The 20,871-nt window shown below is 73.6% G+C and carries 18 protein-coding genes and 1 tRNA gene; 7 read left to right on the forward strand and 12 right to left on the reverse strand.

Features of this window, described 5'->3' with window-relative positions:
- Positions 1–83 precede the first annotated feature (83 nt).
- The 4 genes from ACGFQC_RS00815 to ACGFQC_RS00830 are packed head-to-tail and all read right to left on the reverse strand — an operon-like array spanning position 84 to position 5,071.
- Positions 84–1,424: an AAA domain-containing protein gene (locus ACGFQC_RS00815; RefSeq protein WP_363088457.1), complete on the reverse strand. Its 1,341-nt coding sequence runs from the start codon at positions 1,422–1,424 to the stop codon at positions 84–86.
- Positions 1,421–3,055: a hypothetical protein gene (locus ACGFQC_RS00820; protein ID WP_363088456.1), complete on the reverse strand. Its 1,635-nt coding sequence runs from the start codon at positions 3,053–3,055 to the stop codon at positions 1,421–1,423. Before ACGFQC_RS00820 ends, ACGFQC_RS00815 begins: the two co-directional genes overlap by 4 nt.
- A complete protein-coding gene (locus ACGFQC_RS00825; protein ID WP_363088455.1) occupies positions 3,046–4,167 on the reverse strand; it encodes a hypothetical protein in 1,122 nt (373 codons plus the stop codon). The genes ACGFQC_RS00820 and ACGFQC_RS00825 overlap by 10 nt, the downstream gene beginning before the upstream one ends.
- A complete protein-coding gene (locus ACGFQC_RS00830) occupies positions 4,118–5,071 on the reverse strand; it encodes a phosphatase PAP2 family protein (RefSeq protein WP_363088454.1) in 954 nt (317 codons plus the stop codon). The genes ACGFQC_RS00825 and ACGFQC_RS00830 overlap by 50 nt, the downstream gene beginning before the upstream one ends.
- Positions 5,072–5,260: 189 nt before the next feature.
- Here ACGFQC_RS00830 and ACGFQC_RS00835 point away from each other — a divergent pair, with 189 nt between their 5' ends.
- Entirely contained in the window at positions 5,261–5,857 is a 597-nt protein-coding gene (locus ACGFQC_RS00835; protein WP_363088453.1) for a histidine phosphatase family protein, read from the forward strand.
- Between the two features lie 275 nt (positions 5,858–6,132).
- On the opposite strand, the gene ACGFQC_RS00840 is transcribed toward ACGFQC_RS00835, so the two are convergent.
- Entirely contained in the window at positions 6,133–7,548 is a 1,416-nt protein-coding gene (locus tag ACGFQC_RS00840; RefSeq protein WP_363088452.1) for a hypothetical protein, read from the reverse strand.
- Between the two features lie 230 nt (positions 7,549–7,778).
- Here ACGFQC_RS00840 and ACGFQC_RS00845 point away from each other — a divergent pair, with 230 nt between their 5' ends.
- Together ACGFQC_RS00845 and ACGFQC_RS00850 are read left to right on the forward strand one after the other, a co-directional pair.
- Positions 7,779–8,201 (forward strand): hypothetical protein, encoded by a 423-nt coding sequence (locus tag ACGFQC_RS00845; protein WP_363088451.1) that lies wholly within the window; start codon positions 7,779–7,781, stop codon positions 8,199–8,201.
- A gap of 133 nt (positions 8,202–8,334) precedes the next feature.
- The gene (locus ACGFQC_RS00850) at positions 8,335–9,204 is read left to right on the forward strand and encodes a fused MFS/spermidine synthase (protein ID WP_363088450.1); all 870 of its coding nucleotides are present in this window, start codon (positions 8,335–8,337) and stop codon (positions 9,202–9,204) included.
- A 14-nt stretch (positions 9,205–9,218) separates the two neighbouring features.
- On the opposite strand, the gene ACGFQC_RS00855 is transcribed toward ACGFQC_RS00850, so the two are convergent.
- Positions 9,219–9,749 carry a hypothetical protein gene (locus ACGFQC_RS00855; RefSeq protein WP_363088449.1) on the reverse strand — a complete coding sequence of 177 codons (531 nt, stop codon included), beginning with the start codon at positions 9,747–9,749 and terminating at the stop codon, positions 9,219–9,221.
- 163 nt (positions 9,750–9,912) lie between these two features.
- Here ACGFQC_RS00855 and ACGFQC_RS00860 point away from each other — a divergent pair, with 163 nt between their 5' ends.
- From ACGFQC_RS00860 to ACGFQC_RS00870, 3 genes are all read left to right on the forward strand, one after another.
- Positions 9,913–10,626, forward strand: coding sequence for a response regulator transcription factor (locus ACGFQC_RS00860; protein ID WP_363088448.1), 714 nt, complete (start codon positions 9,913–9,915; stop codon positions 10,624–10,626).
- Complete coding sequence (locus ACGFQC_RS00865) at positions 10,623–12,023, forward strand: HAMP domain-containing sensor histidine kinase (RefSeq protein ID WP_363088447.1); 1,401 nt, start codon at positions 10,623–10,625, stop codon at positions 12,021–12,023. Before ACGFQC_RS00860 ends, ACGFQC_RS00865 begins: the two co-directional genes overlap by 4 nt.
- Positions 12,024–12,194: 171 nt before the next feature.
- Positions 12,195–12,614, forward strand: coding sequence for a PIN domain nuclease (locus tag ACGFQC_RS00870; RefSeq protein WP_363088446.1), 420 nt, complete (start codon positions 12,195–12,197; stop codon positions 12,612–12,614).
- A gap of 143 nt (positions 12,615–12,757) precedes the next feature.
- On the opposite strand, the gene ACGFQC_RS00875 is transcribed toward ACGFQC_RS00870, so the two are convergent.
- The 4 genes from ACGFQC_RS00875 to ACGFQC_RS00890 all read right to left on the reverse strand — a co-directional run bounded on the left by ACGFQC_RS00875 (position 12,758) and on the right by ACGFQC_RS00890 (position 18,213).
- Entirely contained in the window at positions 12,758–14,194 is a 1,437-nt protein-coding gene (locus tag ACGFQC_RS00875; protein ID WP_363088445.1) for a GH1 family beta-glucosidase, read from the reverse strand.
- 749 nt (positions 14,195–14,943) lie between these two features.
- Complete coding sequence (locus ACGFQC_RS00880; protein ID WP_393287445.1) at positions 14,944–15,864, reverse strand: carbohydrate ABC transporter permease; 921 nt, start codon at positions 15,862–15,864, stop codon at positions 14,944–14,946.
- A gap of 10 nt (positions 15,865–15,874) precedes the next feature.
- Entirely contained in the window at positions 15,875–16,882 is a 1,008-nt protein-coding gene (locus tag ACGFQC_RS00885) for a sugar ABC transporter permease (RefSeq protein WP_363088613.1), read from the reverse strand.
- Between the two features lie 5 nt (positions 16,883–16,887).
- Positions 16,888–18,213 (reverse strand): extracellular solute-binding protein, encoded by a 1,326-nt coding sequence (locus tag ACGFQC_RS00890; RefSeq protein WP_363088444.1) that lies wholly within the window; start codon positions 18,211–18,213, stop codon positions 16,888–16,890.
- Positions 18,214–18,552: 339 nt separating this feature from the next.
- Between ACGFQC_RS00890 and ACGFQC_RS00895 the strand changes: the two genes are divergently transcribed.
- Positions 18,553–19,608 carry a LacI family DNA-binding transcriptional regulator gene (locus tag ACGFQC_RS00895; protein WP_363088443.1) on the forward strand — a complete coding sequence of 352 codons (1,056 nt, stop codon included), beginning with the start codon at positions 18,553–18,555 and terminating at the stop codon, positions 19,606–19,608.
- A gap of 395 nt (positions 19,609–20,003) precedes the next feature.
- On the opposite strand, the gene ACGFQC_RS00900 is transcribed toward ACGFQC_RS00895, so the two are convergent.
- Positions 20,004–20,076: transfer RNA gene (locus ACGFQC_RS00900), tRNA-His, on the reverse strand.
- Between the two features lie 82 nt (positions 20,077–20,158).
- Positions 20,159–20,761 (reverse strand): oligoribonuclease, encoded by a 603-nt coding sequence (orn, locus tag ACGFQC_RS00905; RefSeq protein WP_363088442.1) that lies wholly within the window; start codon positions 20,759–20,761, stop codon positions 20,159–20,161.
- Positions 20,762–20,871: the final 110 nt, after the last annotated feature.

Consider the following 20,871-nt stretch of genomic DNA (forward strand, 5'->3'; position numbering starts at 1 on the left):
ACTTCCAAGCCACCTGGCGCCCGGCTGTCTTCCCCGGCCGCCCCCGGCGGCGTGCCGGACCGCGTCCGGGAGGGGTGGGGTGGTCATGGCGTCCAGGGGATCCGGTGGCGGGCGAGGTGTGCCAGTACGGCGTGGTTGGCCTCCCAACCGTCCGGGAACTTCACGGTGGTTCCCAGCTGGACCGGTTCCGTGGACGGGTAGGCGTCCAGGAGGTCGGTGACCCCCGCTCGGCAGACGACGACGCAGGCGTGGCGGTGGCGGGAGGCCAGGACGCACAGGCGGCCCGTCTCCAAGTGGAAGGCGGTGGCGTCGGGGCGGCCGGACAGGGGGTGCAGGACGATCGTGACGTCGTACTCGCGGCCCTGGAGCCGGTTCGCCGTGTCGACGGTGACGTCCGTGACACCCAGCTCGGCCAGCGCCGCGCGGACCGCCGCCGCCTGGTCGCGGTGGGCGGTGCCGACGGCGATCCGGTCGGCGGTGAGGGGGGTGGGGGCGGGGGAGCGCTCGGAGACGGCCGCGCCGCCCCGGTCCAGGAGGCGCCGGACGACCGCGGCGACCGCCCGTACCGCCTCCGGGTCGGTGCGGGGCGTGTGCCGGGCGGGCAGCTCCAGCAGGCCCCAGCCGGACTGAGCCGCCTCGTCGATCACCCGGTCGGGCGCCGAGCCGTCGGAGGGGACGCCGAAGGACAGCTTCCGGTCGCCGTGGCCGGTGCCGCTGCGGAACGGCGTGAACGGGTAGAAGGCGTCCGAGACCAGCGGCGCCGCCGACGCCGGCAGCCGCCAGGACACCGGCAGCCGGTGCTGCGGCAGACCGGGATTGTGCGCCAGCAGCGTCGACACCGCCGAGGCCGACGGGTCGTACGACAGGCCGGCCCACTGCTCGCTGCCCACGATCGCGAACGGGTCCAGCTGCCCCGGGTCACCCACGAACAGCGCCCGCTCGAACAGCCCGGCCACGGCCAGCAGCCCGTCCGAGCGCATCTGGTAGGCCTCGTCCACGATCGCGTGCGGCCACGGCTCGTCGGTCTTCACGTGCGCCCACTTGGCGGCCGTGGAGATGACGACCGGCAGTCCGGCCAGGTCACCGGCCTTCGCCGACTTCCGTACGTGCGGCAGGTCGTCCAGCGCCTTGTCGTAGGCGTCGGCGTCGCTGCTGTGCAGGCGGCCCACCGGCAGCGCGGGGTTCTTCTCGGCGAGCCGCAGCACCAGGTCGTCGACCTGCGCGTTGGTCTGCGCGACGACCATCAGCGGCCGTCCCGCGTCCGCCAGTTCCAGCGCCGCGCGGACGACGAGCGTCGACTTGCCGGCACCGGGCGGGGAGTCCACGACGACCCCGCGCGCGGTGCCGTGCAGCGTGTCGCGCAGGATCGCGTCGGTGGCGCGGGTGGCGGCGGTACCGGGGTCGTGGACGGCCTCGGTGGTCACAGGACGTCCTCCTCGGTGACGGCGTCGGCGGCTTCGGGCACCGGCTCCCCGGGCGGGCCGCCGTGCGTCCACGGCGTGTCCTCCGGGTCGGGCAGCTTGGCGCCGCCGCGCTGCTCGTGCTCGAACAGGGTGAAGCACACCCGGTCGCCCTTCTCGGGCACGGACCCTTCCTCCGGCTCCTTGCCGCGGCCCATCTTGTCGACGATCCGCAGCACCAGCAGACCCTCGTCCTCCGGGCCGCCCGGGCCGTCCGAACCATCCGCACCGTCCGGGCCGGCCCGCCGCACGAACTCCGCCGCCTGCGGCTTCCCGCCCAGCGACCGGTACACCCTGACCCGCTCCCCGAGATGCGGCCGGTCGTCCGTGCGGACGGTGACCAGCGGGCGCGGGCTGGGCCGCCTGCCCTCGCCGTACGCCATCACCACGTCGACGACCTCGCCCGCGAACGCCTCCCCGGCCAGCCGCCGCCCCGCCATCACCAGCGGGTCGTCGAGGGCCTCCTGCGCTTCCAGCCGGGCCTGTTCGCGCTCGCGCGTGGCCAGCTTGTTGGCGGCGGTGACCGCGTCGTCGCGACGCGGCTGCGGCGGCTCGCCCGCCACGACCCGGTCGCGGTGGCCGGTGAACGACCAGCGGTCACGGGTCCACCGCTCCTCGACGTGCGCCCCCTCGGGCAGCTCCCGCAGCAGGTCGATGCCCTTCCACACCTTCTCCCAGGTGGGCAGGGTCCGGCTCAGCACGAGGTCCCGGACCGCCCGCTCGGCGGCGGTCAGCTCCCCCAGCCGGTCGTCGGCCTGCAGGCCGTCCTCGGCGGCGGCCAGGGCGGTCCGCGCGCGGTCGTAGCGCTCGATGGCGGGGGCGAGCAGCTTGTTGTCGAACGCCGGGTCGGTCGCCGGACCGGCCGGCGGGCACAGCAGCTGGCCCTTGCCGTCACGGGCCAGCTCGGCCCGCAGCGCGGCCTCGGCGCCGCTCTCACCCCCGGGAGGGGCGATCCAGGCGAGCAGCGCCCCCAGGTGCTGGTCCTCCAGGCTGGACTGCCCGGTCGCCCAGTGCCGCCCCAGCACCTCCGTGAGCGCCAGCAGCAGCGAGGAGCCGGGCACCCGGGACCGCTCCCCGAAGTGCGTCAGCCACCGCCCGAGCAGCGGCACGCGCGGCGGCGCGGGATACGGCGTCTGCGGGTCCTGCTCCGCCGTACGCCTGAAGCGCGTGGAGCGGCCCAGGAGGCGGACGTACTCGACGCCCGCGCGGCTCGGGACGATCAGCTGGGGCGCGTCGGAGCACAGCTCGACCTCGACCTTGACGCGTTTCCCGGTCCCGGGATCGGTCTCGCTGCGCTCGGCGGCCTCGACGGCGCCCGCGTGGGAGTCGATGTACGGCAGGAGGATGTCGGCCAGCTCGGCGAGGAACGCGAACCGCAGGTCGCGGTCGCGCGGCTGCGGTACGACCAGCAGCCGGGGCGCGTCCCGGTCGGTGCCGACGAGGGCGCCGAGCGGGGCGCCCGCCTCACCGGCGGTGGTCAGGGGCACGAACACCAGCGGCCGCTTCGACAGGTGCCGGTGGCGGACGGTGGCGGCGGGCCGGGCACGGCCGGCGGCGACGGCCTCCAGGCGGGCCAGGGTGGCGATCAGCGACACCTCGCCCCCAGGGCCTCGTCGCGCAGCAGGGCGGCGCGGCGCAGGGCCGCCACGGCCGGGTCGTCCGGATCGCCGGCCTCCCCGCGCGCGGCGGCCAGCACGTCCTCGACCGTCGTCAGGCCGCCGAGTTCGGCGCGGACGGGGCGGCCGAGGGCGGTGACCGCGCCGGCCGCGCGGGAGCGGCCGCGGCAGTGGAACGCCAGCTCGCAGGCGGCCAGGCACTCGGGCGCGTACGCCGCCGGGACGGACTCGACGGCCGCCGTGAGCCGGTCGGGCGGCAGCTCCGGCGAGAAGCAGGTGCCCTCGGGGAGCGCCTCGGCGATCTCCTCGATACGGGTCAGCCGGGCCAGTTGGCGGTGGGTGACCGCGCGCTGCTTGCGGATGTCCACGGCGGACGCGGCGGGCAGGTTGGAGAAGTCCTTGGGGCAGACCAGCAGGACGCGGTGGCGCACCCGCGGCGCGGGGTCGAGGCGGGCGGCGACCGCCTCCAGCGCCAGCACGTACACCGCTGCCTGCCGGGCGGCCGCGCCGACCTTCGCGGGGTCGGCGGAGCCGTCCAGCAGGGGGAACGACTTGATCTCCACGACCGTCCAGCTGCCGTCGGGGTGCACCACGACCGCGTCCGGCTCCAGGAACGCCGGGGAGCCCGCGACGTCCAGCGCGAGCATCGGGTGGTCGAGGAGGGTCCAGGTGCCGGACGCCAGGCCTGCCTCGCGCAGCGCCAGCGCCGTGCGCGCCGTACGGCCCTCGGGGCCGACCGCCGACAGGTCGGGGACGCTCGCCCCGGTGGGCGGTTCCGCGCGCGGGTCCAGCTTCTCGTGCACCAGGCGCAGCAGGTCGGCGCCGCCGTCGGCCTTCACCTTCGCCTCGAAGGCGTTGCCGCGCGTGAGGGCGAACTGGGACTGGCCGAACGCCGAGGGCGAGCCGAGGGCTTCGGCCAGCGCCGCCTTGTCGACCCCGGCGCCGTCGAGGATCGCGCGCCGGCTGCATCCCGGGTTGGCGGCGAGCGCCGCCAGGGCGCGGGCGTCCAGCGCCTTGGCGGGTACGTCGGGTCCGCGCAGGTCAGCGAGCCGCTGCCGGAGCGCCGTCCCCCGCGTCCGAGGGGGTGGCACCCGGCTCGGCTCCGGGCCCGAACCGTGACTCGCGCTGCCGTGGAATTCGCTCACCCGGGGAAGTCTGGCATCCGCCACTGACAATCGTGGTCTCCGCACCCCGAGTTGCCACCGGGGCGGACGGGAACCGCACCGCAGCCCAGCCCGCGACCCGGTCCGCCCGGCGCATCACCAGCGGCGCCAGCAGCAGTCCCGCGCCCATCACGGCCGCGCCCGCGGCCGCGTCGAGGAAGTAGTGGTTCGCGGTGCCCATGACCACGATCGTCGTCACCAGCGGATAGACCACGCCCGCGGTCTTCGCCGCGCGGGTGCCGCCGTGCCGCCACAGCATCACCCCGCACCACAGCGCCCAGCCGACGTGCAGGCTCGGCATGGCCGCGTACTGGTTGGTCATGCCGCCCAGGCCGCGCGGGGCGCTCGCCTCGCCGCCCCACCAGCCGTACGAGCTGTACTGGGCCATCGTGTCCACGAAGCCGTGGTCCGCGGAGAGCAGGCGCGGCGGGCAGGTGGGCAGCAGGGTGAAGCCGATCAGACCGATGAAGGTCGACGTCATCAGCCAGGTGCGGGCCGCCCGGTAGTGCACCGTGCGGGACCGGAACAGCCACACCAGGACCACCGGGGTGACCAGGTAGTGCAGCGACGCGTACCAGAAGTCGGCCGGGACCCCGATCCACGCCTCGGTCCGGAACAGCCGGTTCAGCGGGTGCTCGGCGTTGATGTGCAGGACCTTCTCGATCCGCAGGATCGCCAGGCCGTGGTCGACGGCGGTGCCGACGTCGCCCCGCGCGAGCAGCCGGCCCGCGGAGTAGCAGGCGTACACCAGCACGAGCAGGGGCAGTTCCGTCCACCACCGCAGCCTGGTCGGCGAGACCACCTCGGTGCCTGGTGTCTCGGTCTGCGGCATCCGATCGCCTCCCCCTTCGTGTCGCTGCGTCGCCCATGGCACGGAGGTGCCACTTTACGGCCTGGGAAAGTGCCCCCGCAGGGACGCCCCCGGCCCTCAAAGACGCTGAGATCGCCCACCGGGTTGCCCCTGTTCAGGGTGCGCGATGATGGAAGGGTCCCGCCCCTGATTTCCCCGGAAGGGTTCTCCATGGCACCGCGCATCCTGCTGGCCCGGCACGGACAGACCGAGTGGTCGCTGTCCGGCAAGCACACCGGCAGGACCGACGTGCCCCTGCTGGAGGAGGGCCGGCGCGGCGCCAAGCTGCTCGGGGAGCGGCTGCACCGGGCGCCGTTCGACGGTCTCGCCGACGCCGAGGTCCGCACCAGCCCGCTGACGCGCGCGCGTGAGACGTGCGAACTCGCCGGCTTCGGCGAGCGGGCCACCGCGTGGGACACGCTCATGGAGTTCCACTACGGCGCCTACGAGGGCATGACCCCCGCCGAGATCCAGGCGGTCCGGCCGGGCTGGCTCATCTGGCGCGACGGCGTGCCGGAGGGCGAGACCCTGGCCGAGGTCACCGCCCGCGCGGACGAGGTCGTCGCATGGGCGCGGTCCGCCGACCGGGACGTGCTGGTCTTCGCCCACGGGCACATCCTGCGTTCGATCGGCGCCCGGTGGCTGGGCCTCCCGCTGGACTTCGCGGCCCGCATACGCCTCAACCCGACGTCGCTGTCCGTGCTCGGCTGGGCCTACGGCGAACCGGCGGTCGAGAGCTGGAACGACCTGGGGCACCTGGCCGGGTAGGGCCTGTCCGGCGGATCATGCCGCGGACGCGGGGTCCGGCACGCCCTCCCCCGGAAGGGGGTGCCACCGGCGTCGTCGTCGGTTGCCGACGTCCCCCGGCCTCCGGCCGGGAGGCGCCCCCACCGCGTCGACGCCCTCCTCCGCCCTGCGGCCGGACGCACCGGACCCCACTCACCTCGGCTGCAAGGCACCGCCGGTTTCCTCCGACTTGACCCGCGGGACAGACATCCCGGGTGCCGTCCCGGGACGTCGGTGGCACGGCTGGCCGGTGGCGGTCACGCCTTGCGCGGGGCCGTGGCGTGCCGCTCCAGGAACTCCGACACGTCCGGGATCCGCCGGTGGGGCAGCAGCACCCGCGCCGTCCCCGCGAGCATCGTCCGGATCCGCGACGACTGCACCTCGTCCAGCAGGTCCAGCACCCGCATCCCGGCCGCGGCCGCCTCGTCGGGCAGCCCCCCGCGCGCGAGGTCGTCCGCCAGCTCGGCGGTGTACAGCGCGATGTTCCGCGTGAAGTGGGGGTCCTGGAGCCGTGCCGCCCGCCGCGCGTGCCGGGCCGCCCGCGGCCACGCCCCGAGCGTCGACCAGCACTGCGCCTCCAACCCCTCCAGTTCGGCCTCGCCGTAGAAGCTCATCCACTCGGGATCGGCGTCCGAGAGGCCGCGCGCGTACAGGGCGTGGGCACGCGCGAGTGCCTGCTCGCAGCCGGTGCGGTCGGCGAGTCCGGCCCAGCCCCCCGCCTCGCGCAGCGCGAGCAGCGACATCAGCCGGGCGGAGCCCAGCGGGCGGGCGGCGCGCTGCGCGGCCTGCGCCGCCCGGACCGCCTCGCGCGGACGGCCCGCGTCGCGCGCGAGGAACGCCGTGTTGCAGAAGGCGTGCGCCTCCAGAGCCTCGTCGCCGGTCGTCCGGGCGGTCGCGAGGGCCTCCGCGTAGTGCGAGCGGGCGTCGTCGAACCGGCCCGAGTCGTGCGCCAGCCAGCCCACGGAGATGGCCAGTTCGCCCGCGCCCGAGTGGAGCCGGTCGGCGGTCGCCTGCCGTACCGCTCCGGCGTCCAGCAGCGCGTAGGCGGTGCGCAGCGGTGCCGCCGCGCGCCGGTAGAGCCCGTCGGCGCCGTGCCGGTCGTCCAGCAGCCGGATCCTGCGCACCGCTTCTTCCAGGGCGGTCGCCTCGCCCGCCCCGGGGCGCCGCACGGGGCGTTCGGCCGCCGACGCGTCCGGGGCGAGCCCCAGAGGGCCCATCGAGACGGCGGCCACCGTGGCGCCCCCGCCGGTCATGAATGCGCGACGCAGCACGTCGCTCTCCTCGTCGTTGTGGTGCGTGTCGTACGGGTCCTGCGTGTCATACGGCTCGTGCGCCCCGCGCGTCTCACCGGTGCCCGCCGCGTCCTCGAGGAGGTGCGCCCCCCGCCCGCGGACGGACGAACGGGGCGCGAACCCCAGATCGGTGAGCGTGCGGCCGGGAAACATGTGCAGGAACACCCGCTCGTACGCGTAGTTGGGGCAGCGGATCTCGCCCGCCTCGACGCGGCCGACGTAGCGCGCGTCGCAGCTCACCCGCTCCCCGATCTCGCGCGCGGCCCGCCGCACCAACGCGGCGAACTCGGCCGGCGAGCGCTGTCCGCGCAGCCGCCGGAAGGTGGGATTGGGCTGTGCCGGCCGGTCGGGCCGAGGTGGGGTCACCGGTGACGACGCCATGGCCGGGTCCTCTCGTGCGAACCGTCGAACCATGCCGGGAGCAGGACGGGGCGACCGATCCGTCGGTGTGGTCCCCCTGTTTCCGGCGGGCATGAACGTACCTTCTGTGACCAGACCGCCACACGGTGTTTGGCCACAAAACCGGATATCTCATCCGCGATCCGCCATGAACTGCCATCCTTTGCGGCGCATTTCCGCGTAGCCGTTGACGGTCCGTCGCGTTGGACCCGATGGACGCGCACAGTGACCGCAGAGGGAGGCCGGGAGTGGGGACCAGTCGAAGGAACGATCCTCTCGTGTCGTCGGGGACGGCATGCGATCTCGTGACGGTGCCGACCCGGCAGGGGCTGGAGGCGGCCGACATCCTGCGCCGGGGAGCCGGCGACGCGATGGGGCCCGTGCTCCACTACGACGGACACGGCACCCTCGCCTTCCTGGTGCCGCCGGGCACCGCCGCCGCCTGGGACGTCCCGGGCAGCACCTGTACGGAGACCGGCGGACGGGGACCGGGACTCGCCCCCGAACCACCCGTCGAGGGCTCGGACTGGCTGCTCCCGCCCGGCGAGGCCGACCTCGCGACCGACCCGGCCGTGCTCCAGCGGGCGCTGGGGGAAGCGGCCCGGCTCATCGAGGCGGCGGACAGCTGCCGGTAGCCGGCCCCGCTCCCCGAGCCGGACGCCGTACCCGGCCAGGCTCCCCGACGCGGACGCCGGTGAGCGGCGCGTCCCACCCGGCGGTGGACGACCGGGGAGCGCGGCGCACCCCGGCCCCTGCGAAAATGCCCGCATGGCAAGGTCCAGGAACTCCCGGCGCGAACGCGACAGCGACGCGACCGTCAGCGAGACCGTCGACGGCGGGCTCGCCCAGCTGCGCCCGGACCGCGACCGGGCGCGGGCCTGGACGCTGCTGATCGACGGGGCGCCCCAGTCGCACGTGGACCTCGACGACCCCGGGTACCTCTCCTTCGAGTACCAGCGGCGGCTCGGCCACGTCATCGACCTCGCCGCCCCGCCCGGCAGACCGATGCACGTCGTCCACCTCGGCGGCGGTGCCTTCACCCTCGCCCGGTACGTCGCCGCCACCCGACCCCGCTCCACCCAGCAGGTCGTCGAACGGGACGCGGCCCTCGTCCGACTGGTCCGCCGGGAGTTGCCCCTGGACCCCGGCGCCCGGATCCGGGTGCGGTCCGCCGACGCGCGCGACGGGCTCGGCAAGGTGCCGGACGGATGGGCCGACCTCGTCATCGCCGATGTGTTCAGCGGCGCCCGCACCCCCGCGCACCTGACCTCGACCGAGTTCCTCGACGAGGTCCGCAGGGCCCTGAAGCCCGGTGGTCTCTACGCCGCCAACCTGGCCGACGGCCCGCCGCTCGCGCACCTGCGCGCCCAGATCGCCACCGCCGCCGCACGCTTCCCGGAACTCGCCCTGGTCGCCGACCCCGCCGTGCTGCGCGGCAAGCGGTTCGGCAACGCCGTCCTCGTCGCCTCCGACCGGCCGCTGCCGACCGCCGAACTGACCCGCAGGGCCGCCTCCGACCCGCACCCCGGCCGCGTCGAGCACGGCAGGGACCTCACCGACTTCACCGGCGGGGCCCTGCCGGTCGTCGACGCCTCGGCGGTGGCGTCACCGGCCCCGCCGCCGTCCGTCTTCCGCTGAACGCCCCCGCCCGCTCAGTAGGTGCCGATCTCCACGCGCGGCGGTCCGTCGTGCCAGGTGCAGAAGACCGACACGCGGTCCGCGCCCGAGGCGAACTCCACCCGGATCCAGGACTGCGTCTTCCACACCTGCATCGACCAGCCCGCGCCCGGCGTGGCCGAGACGAGCGAGGCCGAGGTCCTCCCCAGGTCGAAGACCACCAGTCCGCCGTCGGTGTCGTAGCTCTTGACCCGGCCGGACGGGCTGGGCGGGGCCGCCGGCCGGGTGGGGGACGCGGCCGCCGGACTCCCGGGGGGCCGGGACGGGGAGGGCGTGGTGGTCGGCGTCGCCGCCGGCCGGGACGGGGACGGCGCGGGGCGGCCGGTGGCCGAGGCCGTCGGCGGGTCCGGAGCCTCGGAGGGCACGTCGCCGGCCGTCAGCGGCAGGGCGCGCGGCGGGTCGTACGCCGTGCCCGCCAGGACCGTGTGGACACCCCACCACGACAGCGTGACCGCCGCGCCCGTGGCGAGCGTCCAGGCCAGTACGTGTACGAGTCCTCTGCGCATCGCGGGCCATCCTGCCCCACCCGCCACAGCCGTGTCGCACGGATGCCCCACCGCATCCCCCGGCACGCCCCCGCGGATCCCCCCGTCCCCACCGGTTGTCCACAGGCGCGGAGTTGTGCACAGGCCCGAAGGAGCTCCGGCCGCATGGCGTAGGTTGCGGCGCATGGCAAGTGTGCTCGTGGTCGAGGACGACCAGTTCGTCCGCTCGGCGCTCATCCGGCACCTCACCGACGCCGCGCACACCGTGCGCAGTGTCGGCACGGCACTGGAGGCGCTGCGCGAGGTCGCCCATTTCCGCTTCGACGTGGTCGTGCTGGACCTCGGACTGCCGGACCTGGACGGCTCCGAGGCCCTGAAGATGCTGCGCGGCATCACGGACGTGCCCGTCATCATCGCCACCGCCCGCGACGACGAGACGGAGATCGTCCGGCTGCTCAACGCGGGCGCGGACGACTATCTGACGAAGCCGTTCTCGGTGGAGCACCTCTCCGCGCGCATGGCGGCCGTCCTGCGCCGCTCCCGCTCCGGCGCCGGTGAGGCACCGCCGTCCAGCGTGCTGCGCGTCGGCGGGCTGACCGTCGACCCGTTGCGCCGCCAGGCCGAACTGGACGGCGTCCGACTCGACCTGACCCGCCGCGAGTTCGACCTGCTCGCCTTCCTCGCCGGCCGCCCCGGTGTCGTCGTCCCGCGCCGCGACCTGCTCGCCGAGGTCTGGCAGCAGTCCTACGGCGACGACCAGACCATCGACGTCCATCTGTCCTGGCTGCGCCGCAAACTGGGCGAGACGGCGGCCCGCCCGCGCTATCTGCACACCCTGCGGGGCGTCGGCGTGAAGCTGGAGCCGCCCGCCGCGCCACCCGCCGGGGAGCCGCGATGAGGTGGGCCCTCGTCAAGGTCTGCCTGGCGGTCACCACGATGGTCGTGGTCGCCTTCGCCGTGCCGCTCGGGCTGGTGGTCAAGGAGCTGGCCCGCGACCGCGCCTTCTCCAACGCCGAGCGGGAGGCCGCCGTCGTGGTCCCCGCGCTGTCCATCACCACCGACCGCGACCAGCTGGAGCGGGTCGTCGCCGCCGCGGGCTCCGACGACGGCATGGCCGTGCACATTCCCGCCGGTGACGGCCGGCAGGCCCTCGACCTCGGCCGGCGGCGCGCCACCGCCGCCGACATCGCGGCCGTCCGCGAGCTGGGCCGCGCCTCCACCGCCGAGGTGCCCGGCGGCTCCGCGCTCCTGCAGCCCGTCGCGCTGGGCTTCGGCACGGTCGTCGTCGAGGTCCACGTCCCCGAGTCCGAGGTCAGCAACGGGGTCGCCACCGCCTGGGCGGTGCTGGCCGCGGTCGGTGCCGCACTGGTCGTCGGCTCGGTGGCCGTCGCCGACCGGCTGGGCGTGCGCATGGTGCGGCCCGCCCGGCGGCTGGTCGAGGGCGCGCGCGAACTGGGGGAGGGGAGACTGGGCGCGCGCGTGCCGGAGGAGGGGCCGGACGAACTGCGGCTCGCGGCGGTCGCGTTCAACTCCATGGCCGACCAGGTCGTCCAACTCCTCGCCAACGAGCGGGAGCTGGCCGCCGACCTCTCCCACCGGCTGCGCACACCGCTGACCGTGCTGCGGCTCAACGCGGCCTCCCTCGGCGACTCCCCGGCCGCCGAGCAGACCCGCGCCGCGGTCGCCCAGCTGGAGCGGGAGGTCGACACCATCATCCGTACCGCCCGCGAGGCCAAGCCGCAGACCGCGGCCCCCGGGCCGGGCGCCGGATGCGACGCCGCCGAGGTCGTCCGGGAGCGGATGGCTTTCTGGTCGGCGCTCGCGGAGGACGAGGGCCGCAAGGTGCGGGTGGCCGGCGCCGACCGGCCGGTGCGCGCACCGGTGGCCCGCGCCGACCTCGTCGCCGCCCTCGACGCCCTGCTCGGCAACGTCTTCCGGCACACCCCCGAGGGCACGGCCTTCGCGGTCGACCTGCACAACGGCGAGGACGCGGTGATCGTCCTCGTCTCGGACGCGGGCCCCGGCATACCCGACCCGCAGGCGGCGATGGCCCGGGGCCGGGGTTCCGGCACCGCCGGGTCGACCGGGCTCGGGCTGGACATCGTGCGCCGGCTCGCGGAGTCGACCGGCGGGGACGTGCGCATCGGCTCGTCCGTGCTGGGCGGCACCGAGGTGCGGATCTGGATCCAGCTCGACGGGCGGGAGCCGGAGCGCAGAGGGCACCGGGGCGCGGTGCGACGACGCCGGCCGGGCGGACGGACCCTCACCTTCAACCGCTCCCGATCCCTTCCTTGAGCGAGCCCCAGGATCCCCGGCCTCCGCCCCGATCAGGCTTAAGGACACGGTCGACGCCGCACTCAGGGAAGGGGTCGAACGCAAGAAGCGTGCGCTCGCCCTGGCCCGGCGCGCGGCGCGGGCGGACGCGGGTGACTTCGACATGCTGCTGGACGAGGAGAACTACCGTCGATGAGCACGGCCGCCTACCTCATCGATACCAGCGCACTGGTCCGCGTCCTGAAGCAGCCGGCCCGCGCCCTCTGGGAGAAGCCTCTGGAGGAGGGGCTGATCGCCCGCTGCCCGCTGACCGAGATCGAGTTCCTCCACAGCGCCGAGAACGCCGAGGACCGGGCCGCGCTGGTCGAGGACCTGGACGCCCTGTTCGGCTGGGTCCCCGTGGACGACCGGGCCGTGACCCGCGCGTGGGACGTGCAACGCGAACTCACCGAGAAGGGGCGGCCCCGCTCGGCGGGCGCCGTGGACCTGCTCGTCGCCGCGACGGCCGAACTCCACGGGCTGACCGTGCTGCACCACGACAACGACTTCGAGACGATCGCCTCGGTCACGGGCCAGCCGGCCCAGTGGCTCGTGGCACCCGGCAGCCTCTGACCGGGGCCACCGTGGGCCACCGTGGGCCACCCCCCCCCATGGGAAGACAGCGGGGCGCGGCACACCCCCACGGTGTGCCGCGCCCCTTCCCCTGTTCCCCCGTTCCCCCGTTCTCCCGGGATCCCCGTCCCGGGGGTCTTCGGTCAGGCCGTCTCGAGCGCCGGCAGGGTTCCGGTGCGGGCCGCCCGGCCGTACCACAGGGCGCTCGACTTCGGCGTGCGGGCGAGGGTCGCGTAGTCCACGTAGACCGCGCCGAACCGCTTCTCGTAGCCGTACGCCCACTCGAAGTTGTCCATCAGCGACCACAGGTAGTAGCCGCGCACGTCCGCGCCCTCGGCGATGGCGCGGCGCACGGCCCGCAGGTGGCCGTGCAGGTAGGCGATCCGCTCCGGGTCGTGGACGCGGCCGTCGGAGTCGGGCTTGTCGTCGTAGGCCGCGCCGTTCTCCGTGATGTACAGCGGCAGGCCCGGGGCCTCCTTCGTGTACCGCATGATCAGGTCGTGCAGACCCGTCGGGTCGATCGTCCAGCCCATCTCGGTGCGGTCGCCCGGCGTCTGGTGGAAGGCGACGTCGTCCGCGGCCGGCCAGGGGGAGTGCTCGCCGGCGCCGTGGCCGTCCGCCCGCGGTGCCTTCGGGTCGGCGTCCGCCGCGGAGACGAGGGTGGGCGTGTAGTAGTTCAGGCCCAGCGCGTCCAACGGCTGGTTGATGGTGCGCAGATCGCCGTCGAGGACGTACGACCAGTCGGTCAGGGACGAGGTCGCGGCGAGGAGCGTCTCGGGGTACGCGCCGTGCAGGATCGGGCCGTGGAACACACCGTTCGCCAGGTCGTCGATCCGGCGGACCGCGGCCAGGTCGTCGGGGGTCCGCGAGAGCGGCCTGACGACCGAGGAGTTGAGGCTGATCGCCACCGAGTTGCGGGTCGGCATCACCGACCGCAGGGCCTTGGTGCCCAGACCGTGCGCCAGGTTGAGGTGGTGCGCGGCCTTCAGCGATGCCGCCGGGTCGGTGCGGCCGGGGGCGTGCACCCCGGCGGCGTACCCCAGGAAGGCGCTGCACCACGGCTCGTTGAGCGTGATCCACTGCTCCACCCGGTCGCCGAGCGCCTCCCCGACGATCTGCGCGTACTCGGCGAACCGGTGGGCGGTGTCCCGCTCCGGCCAGCCGCCCGAGTCCTCCAGTTCCTGCGGGAGGTCCCAGTGGTAGAGCGTGACGGCCGGCTTGATGCCCTTCGCCAGCAGCTCGTCCACCAGCCGGCGGTAGAAGTCCAGGCCCACCTGGACCGCCGGGCCGCGGCCGGTCGGCTGGACCCGCGACCACGAGATGGAGAAGCGGTACGAGGTCAGGCCCAGCTCGGCCATCAGCGCGACGTCGTCGCGGTAGCGGTGGTAGTGGTCGACGGCGATGTCACCGGTGTCGCCACCGGCGGTCTTGCCGGGCGTATGGCTGAAGGTGTCCCAGATGGAGGGCGTGCGGCCGTCCTCCCGCACCGCCCCCTCGATCTGGTACGCGGACGTCGCCGCGCCCCAGAGGAAGGCCGGGGGGAAGGTCACCGGGTTGGCCGACTGTGCGGACTCAGACATGGAAGCGCTCCCATGGGTGGTCGTCGAGGTCGTCGAGACCGACGAAGGATGGGGGGAAGAGGTGCGGAGGGCCGGGGCGACGGTGACCCGGCTCCGTCGGACGCGGCACCGGCGGGGCTGTCGGCCCCGCACGGACGCCGGACCGGCTGGTGTCGGACCGGCTGGGTGCCGGCCCGCACGGACATCGGCCCTGCGGGGTGCCGGCCCTGCGCGGACGCCTGCCGACGGGGTGCCGGCCCTGCACGGGTGCCGGGTCGGCGGGGTGTCCGTCCCGCGCCGGGCGCCGGGCCGGCGGGGGTGCCGGTCCCCGTGGACGCCGGACCGGCGGGGTGTCGGGCCGGCGGGGTGCCGGTCCCGCGGGGTGTCCGTCCCGCGCGGACCCGGGACCCCGCCGGCCCGACACCGTGCGGACGCGGGACCGCGGGAGGTCCCGGCCTTGCGGACGTCGTGATCGCCAGGGTGTCAGGCCCGCGCGGACGCCGGACCGGCGGGGTGCCGGTGCCGTGCGGACACCGCTCCGGCACGATGCCGGGCCGGCGCGGGCGTCCGGCCGGTGAGGGCGGTGGTCCCGCGGCGGTGCCGGACCCGTGCCCGAGCCGGATCCGCGGCGGTCCCGGTCCCGCCCGGACGCCGGGCCGGCACGGTGGCCAGTCCCGCGCGGTCGCGGTGACCGACGGCGCTGTCGGTCCCGTGCGGCTGCCGGACCGGTGGGGTTCCCGGCCCCGGCCCCGCCGAGGAGCGCCCCCGCATCAGCCCTTCACCGCGCCCTGCATGATGCCGCCCACGATCTGCTTGCCGAAGATCGCGAAGACCAGCAGCAGCGGCAGCGTGCCCAGCAGGGCACCCGCCATGATCAGGGACTGGTCGGGCGTGTACCCGCGGCCGAGGCCCGCGACCGCGACCTGCACGGTCGGGTTGCCGGTCTGGCTCAGCACCAGGAACGGCCACAGGAAGTCGTTCCAGGTCTGGACGAACATCAGCATGCCGAGCACCGCCATCGCGGGGCGCGCCGCGGGGAACACCACGTGCCACACCACGCGCCAGCTGCTCGCGCCGTCCATCCGGGCCGCCTCGATGATCTCGTCGGGCAGCGCCTGGATCAGGTACTGCCGCATGAAGAACACACCGAACGCGCTGACCAGCGACGGCAGGATCACCGCCTGGAGCTGGTCGGTCCACTCCAGCTTGGCGACCATCATGTACAGCGGGATCACGCTGAGCTGCGGCGGCACCATCATCGTGCCGATCACGATCAGCATCATCGCGCCGCGGCCCTTGAACCTCAGCTTGGCGAAGGCGAACCCGGCGATCGTGGACAGGAACACGATCGTCACGGCCGAGGTCCCCGCCACGATCGTCGTGTTGACGAACGCGGTGCCGAGGTTGGCGTCGTTCCAGGCGATGTCCAGGTTGTCGAAGAGGTTCGACCCGAACCAGAACGGCGGCGGTGTCTGCGCCAGCCGGTTGTTGTCGCGGGAGGCGGCGATCGCCGTCCACACCAGCGGGAACAGCGAGCCGACGGTGAACAGGGCCAGGATCACGTACGCGATCGGCCCCGCGTGCATCTGCCCGCCGGCCCGCGCCGACTTGGGCCGCCGCACGAGGCCGGGCTTCTTCACGGCCGTGTCCGGCGGAGAGGGGGGCGGTGTCGTGGAAGTCGTCGTCGTCACGGCCGTACTCCTAACTACTGGCGCGCAGCCGGCGCGAGATGACGTAGTTGACGATGCCGACCACGATCAGGATCAGGAACATGGTCCAGGCGATCGCGGAGGCACGGCCCAGGTGCTGGTTGACCCAGCCCTGCTCGTACAGGTACAGACCCAGGGTCTGGAACTGGTGCTCGGAACCGCCCGACGCCCCCTTGTTGGCGTCGAACAGCAGCGGCTCGCCGAACACCTGGGTGGCGCCGATCGTCGAGACGACGACCGTGAACAGGATCGTCGGGCGCAGCGACGGCAGGGTCACGTGGAGGAACTGCTTCCAGCGGCTCGCGCCGTCCAGCGCCGCCGACTCGTACAGGTCCTGCGGGATCGCCTGCATCGCGGCCAGGTAGATCAGCGCGTTGTAGCCGGTCCAGCGCCAGATGACGATCGTGGACACCGCGAACTGCGAGGGCCACTTGTCGCTCTGCCAGTCGATCGGGCCGACCCCGACCATGTCCAGCACCCAGTTGATCATGCCGTAGTCGCGCCCGAACAGCAGCACGAAGACGAGCGAGGCGGCCGCGATGGACGTCGCGTACGGGGCGAGCATCGTGACCCGGAAGAACGTCGAGCCGCGCAGCTTGTAGTTGAGGATGTGGGCGAGCCCCATCGCCATCAGCAGCTGCGGCACCGTCGAGATGACGCCGATCGTGAGCGTGTTCTCCGCCGCGTTCCAGAAGAACTCGTCGTCGAAGATCCGCGTGTAGTTGCGCAGCCCCACCCATTCCATGTCGGTGGGTGCCGTCATCTCCACCTGGTGCAGCGAGGCCCAGCCGGTGTAGATCAGCGGGAACAGACCGAACGCCAGGAACAGCAGGAAGAACGGCGAGACGAACGCGTACGGGCTCCAGCGCATGTCCCGCTGCCAGCGGCGGGAGAGCCGGGCCCGGTGCCGCTGCTCCGCCCCGGTGGGGCCGGCGGGCGGTCGGCCCGGGGCCGCGCCCCCCTCCTTGGCGGGGGGCGCGGCGGTGTCGTGGGTGGCCATACGGGTCACTTGTCCAGGTTGTTGTCGATGGTCTTCGTCGCCGTCTTCCAGGCCTCCTCCGGCGACTTGCCCTTCGTCACGAGGATGACGCCGTTGTCGGTCAGACCCTGCTGGATGATCTGGTCCTTCGGGCCGATCACCTGGACCGGGGCGGCCTTCGCGGCCTCGGCGAAGATGGTGCCGATGTTGAGGTCACCGGTCATCTCGTTCTTGGCGCCGGTCACCTCGGGCATGGTGTACGCGCTCGGCGTGCTGGGGAAGGAGCCCTGCACCTTGAACAGCTTCGCCTGCTGCTCGGGCGCGGTCAGCCAGGCGACCAGCTTCTCGGCCTCCTTCACGTTCTTGCCGCTGGAGGGCACGGACAGGAAGGAGCCGCCCCAGTTGCCGGACTTCGGAGCGACCGCGACGGCCCACTTGCCGAGGGACTCCGGCTTCGACTTGCCCTTGAGGGTGCCGAGCATCCACGGCGGGCAGGCTATGGTCGCGAACTTGCTGTTCGAGATCGTGGTGTCCCAGGCGGGCTGGAACTGCGTCTGCGCCTGCACCAGGCCCTGCTCGGCGGCCTTCGCGGTCAGGGTGAAGGCAGCCTTGACGGCCGGGTTCGACTTGTAGATGACCTCGCCGGAGGAGTCGTAGAACTTCTCCTCCTCACTGCTGAGGATGGCGTTGAGCAGGCCGCCGGGGGAGTCCATGAAGAAGGTGCCCGCCGGCGCCTTCTTCTTGTACTGCTCACCGACCGAGACGAACTTGTTCCAGTCGCCCGCCCACAGCTTGCCGACCTCCGCCGGGTCGGTCGGCAGACCGGCCTGCTTGAAGAGGTCCGTGCGGTAGCAGAGGGCCATCGGGCCGACGTCCGTGCCGAGACCGATGGTCTTGCCGTCCTTGGTGGTGGCCTGCGCCCACTTCCAGTCCAGCCACTTGCTCTTGTCGACGTCCGAAACCTTGGACATGTCCTGGAGCTTCGCGCTCTGGGTGGCCGTGACCTCGGCGATGTTGGCGACCTCGACCGCCTGGACGTCCTGGAGACCGCTGTTGGTGGTGAGGTGGTTGACGAGCGCGGGGTAGTAGTTCTCGTTGCGCTCGATCACGTTCTCGGCGATCTTGATGTTCGGGTTGAGCTTCTCGTACTCGGCGTAGAGACCGGCTTCCTTGAAGCCCATCGTGCCGAAGAGTCCCATGGTGATCGTGGTCTTGCCCTTGCCACCGCCGGACGAGTCGTCGGAGGCCTTGTCGCCGCCGTCGTCGGCACAGCCGGCCAGAAGCCCGGCGCTCATGGTGGCGACGGTCGCCAGGACTACCACCCGACGGGAGCTTCGGGTACGTGCTCGCATTGCGTCCTCCTGTTGCCCTGACGTGCCGACCCCCCGGCCAACTGCATTGTTGGGCCCGTTAGTTTCTCGCTGCGGCTCGGGCGGGGAACGTGCGGGTTGTGTATGTGTCAGGTACCGTGGGAGCGCTCCCACAGGTGATGTGTTGAAGAGTCGTCGGTCCGGGCGAGGGTGTCAAGGGCAGGGACGCGCGGAGACGCGTTCAGTTATCCGGCTGTTAGCTAACGCGCCGGGGCGATGCTTTTCGGCCGGGGGTGGAGACCCCCGGGGGCGGACGGGGTGGACGGCCGGGACTGTTAGATTCCAGGCCGGTGGGATGATGACGGCGGGAAGGCGGAGGCCATGGCAAGCCACGGTACGCGGGGACGGAGCGGTGGCCGGCCGACCCTCGAAGAGGTGGCGGCGCGTGCCGGTGTGGGCCGCGGCACGGTCTCCCGCGTGATCAACGGCTCGCCCCGGGTCAGCGACGCCACCCGTGCCGCCGTCGAGGCCGCGGTCGCCGAGCTGGGCTACGTCCCCAACACCGCGGCCCGCGCCCTCGCCGCCAACCGCACGAACGCGATCGCCCTCGTGGTGCCCGAGCCGGAGACCCGCTTCTTCGCCGAACCGTACTTCTCCGACATCCTGCGCGGAGTGGGCGCGGAGCTCGCCGACACGGAGATGCAGCTGCTGCTGATCTTCGCGGGCAGCGACCGGGAGCGGCAGCGCCTGGCCCAGTACCTGGCCGCCCACCGCGTGGACGGCGTCCTCCTCGTCTCCGTGCACGCCGACGACCCGCTGCCCGACCTCATCGCCCAGCTGGAGATCCCGGCCGTGATCAGCGGCCCCCGCTCCGCCGCCGAGACGCTGCCGTCCGTGGACTCCGACAACTACGGCGGCGCCCGTTCGGCCGTCGAGCACCTGCTGGCCCGCGGCTGCCGGCGCATCGGCCACATCACCGGCCGCCTCGACGTGTACGGCGCCCAGCGGCGCGTCGACGGCTACCGCGACGCCCTGCTCGAAGCGGGGTACGGGGTGGACGAACTCATCATCGTGCAGGGTGACTTCACCGAGGAGGGCGGCCAGCGGGCGATGCGTGAGCTGCTGGCCCGCGACCCCGCCCTCGACGCGGTGTTCGCCGGCTCCGACGTGATGGCGGCCGGCGCCCGTCAGGCCCTGCGCGAGGCGGGCCGCCGCATCCCGGACGACGTGGCCCTGATCGGCTACGACGACTCGGCGATCGCCCGCCACATGGACCCGCCGCTGACCAGCGTGCGCCAGCCCATAGAGGAGATGGGGCGCCGCATGCTCGACCTGCTGCTCACGGAGATCGCGGACGACCGCCCGGCGGTGTCGCGGGGCCTGGAGCGGCGCCAGGTGGTCCTGGCCACGGAACTGATGGTGCGCGCGTCGGCGTAGCGGTCACCGCCGCCACCGCACCTCGTCGTCCTGTCCCTCCCCGGCCGGCACCGGCACCGGCCCCGCCGCGGCCGCGGCCGCTGCCGAGGCAGGGAGGCGTGACGGTGCGCGTGGACGTGCGCGACATGGTGCGGGTGGATGTACGCGACGACCGTCCGGACGTCCCCGTCCCGCTCCCGCGGTCCGTCGGCCGCCGTCCGGGCCGCCCCGGTGACGAGGCCCCGCCCCTGCTGCGGCGTCCCCGCCGCCCGGGGGATCACCGCGGCGAGTCGCTCGTGGCAGGCGCACGGGACTTCGAGGAGGTTTTTTGGGGGGGCAGGTGAATCCGGGTGGAGTCCGGACGGAAAACACATCAGCCGGTGACCTTCCGAGAAGGTCACCGGCTGATGCACCAGGGTGAGTGACGGGACTTGAACCCGCGGCCACCTGGACCACAACCAGGTGCTCTACCAACTGAGCTACACCCACCATGCCCGGCAGTCGACTTTGTGGTCTCCCTACCGGCCGAGAAAAAGTGTACAGGGTCCCAAGGGGTGCTCGCGCACGGCTTTCATCCGGCGGGCAGGACGTGCTTCGCGGCGATCGCCTTCGCGGTGTCGGAGTCCGGTCCGGGCTGCGGCACGAACACGGCCTCGCGGTAGTAGCGCAGCTCCGCGATGGACTCGCGGATGTCGGCGAGGGCGCGGTGGTTGCCGTTCTTCTCCGGGCTGTTGAAGTACGCCCGCGGGTACCAGCGCCGGGCCAGTTCCTTGACGGAGGACACGTCGACGATCCGGTAGTGGAGGTAGCTCTCCAGCGTCGGCATGTCCCGCACCAGGAAGCCGCGGTCGGTGCCCACGGAGTTCCCGCACAGCGGGGCCTTGCCGGGCTCCTTCACGTGCTCGCGGATGTAGGCGAGGACCCGCTCCTCGGCGTCGGCCAGGGTGGTGCCGCCCGCCAGCTCGTCGAGCAGCCCGGACGCGGTGTGCATCTGACGCACCACCTCCGGCATCGTCTCCAGGGCCGCGTCCGGCGGCCGTACGACGATGTCCACACCGTCGCCGAGGATGTTCAGCTCGGAGTCGGTGACGAGGGCGGCAACCTCGATGAGCGCGTCGTCCGACAGCGAGAGGCCGGTCATCTCGCAGTCGATCCACACCATGCGATCGTTCATGCGTCCACCCTAAGGGTGACGTCCCCCGATCCGATGCCCCGCGTCACGGTGGACGTCCCCGGGGGCGCGGCCCCCGGAGGCGGGAACGGGAAGGGGCGGCGGGGGCGAGG

The sequence above is a fragment of the Streptomyces sp. NPDC048734 genome, assembly GCF_043198675.1.
Taxonomy (GTDB): Bacteria; Actinomycetota; Actinomycetes; order Streptomycetales; family Streptomycetaceae; genus Streptomyces.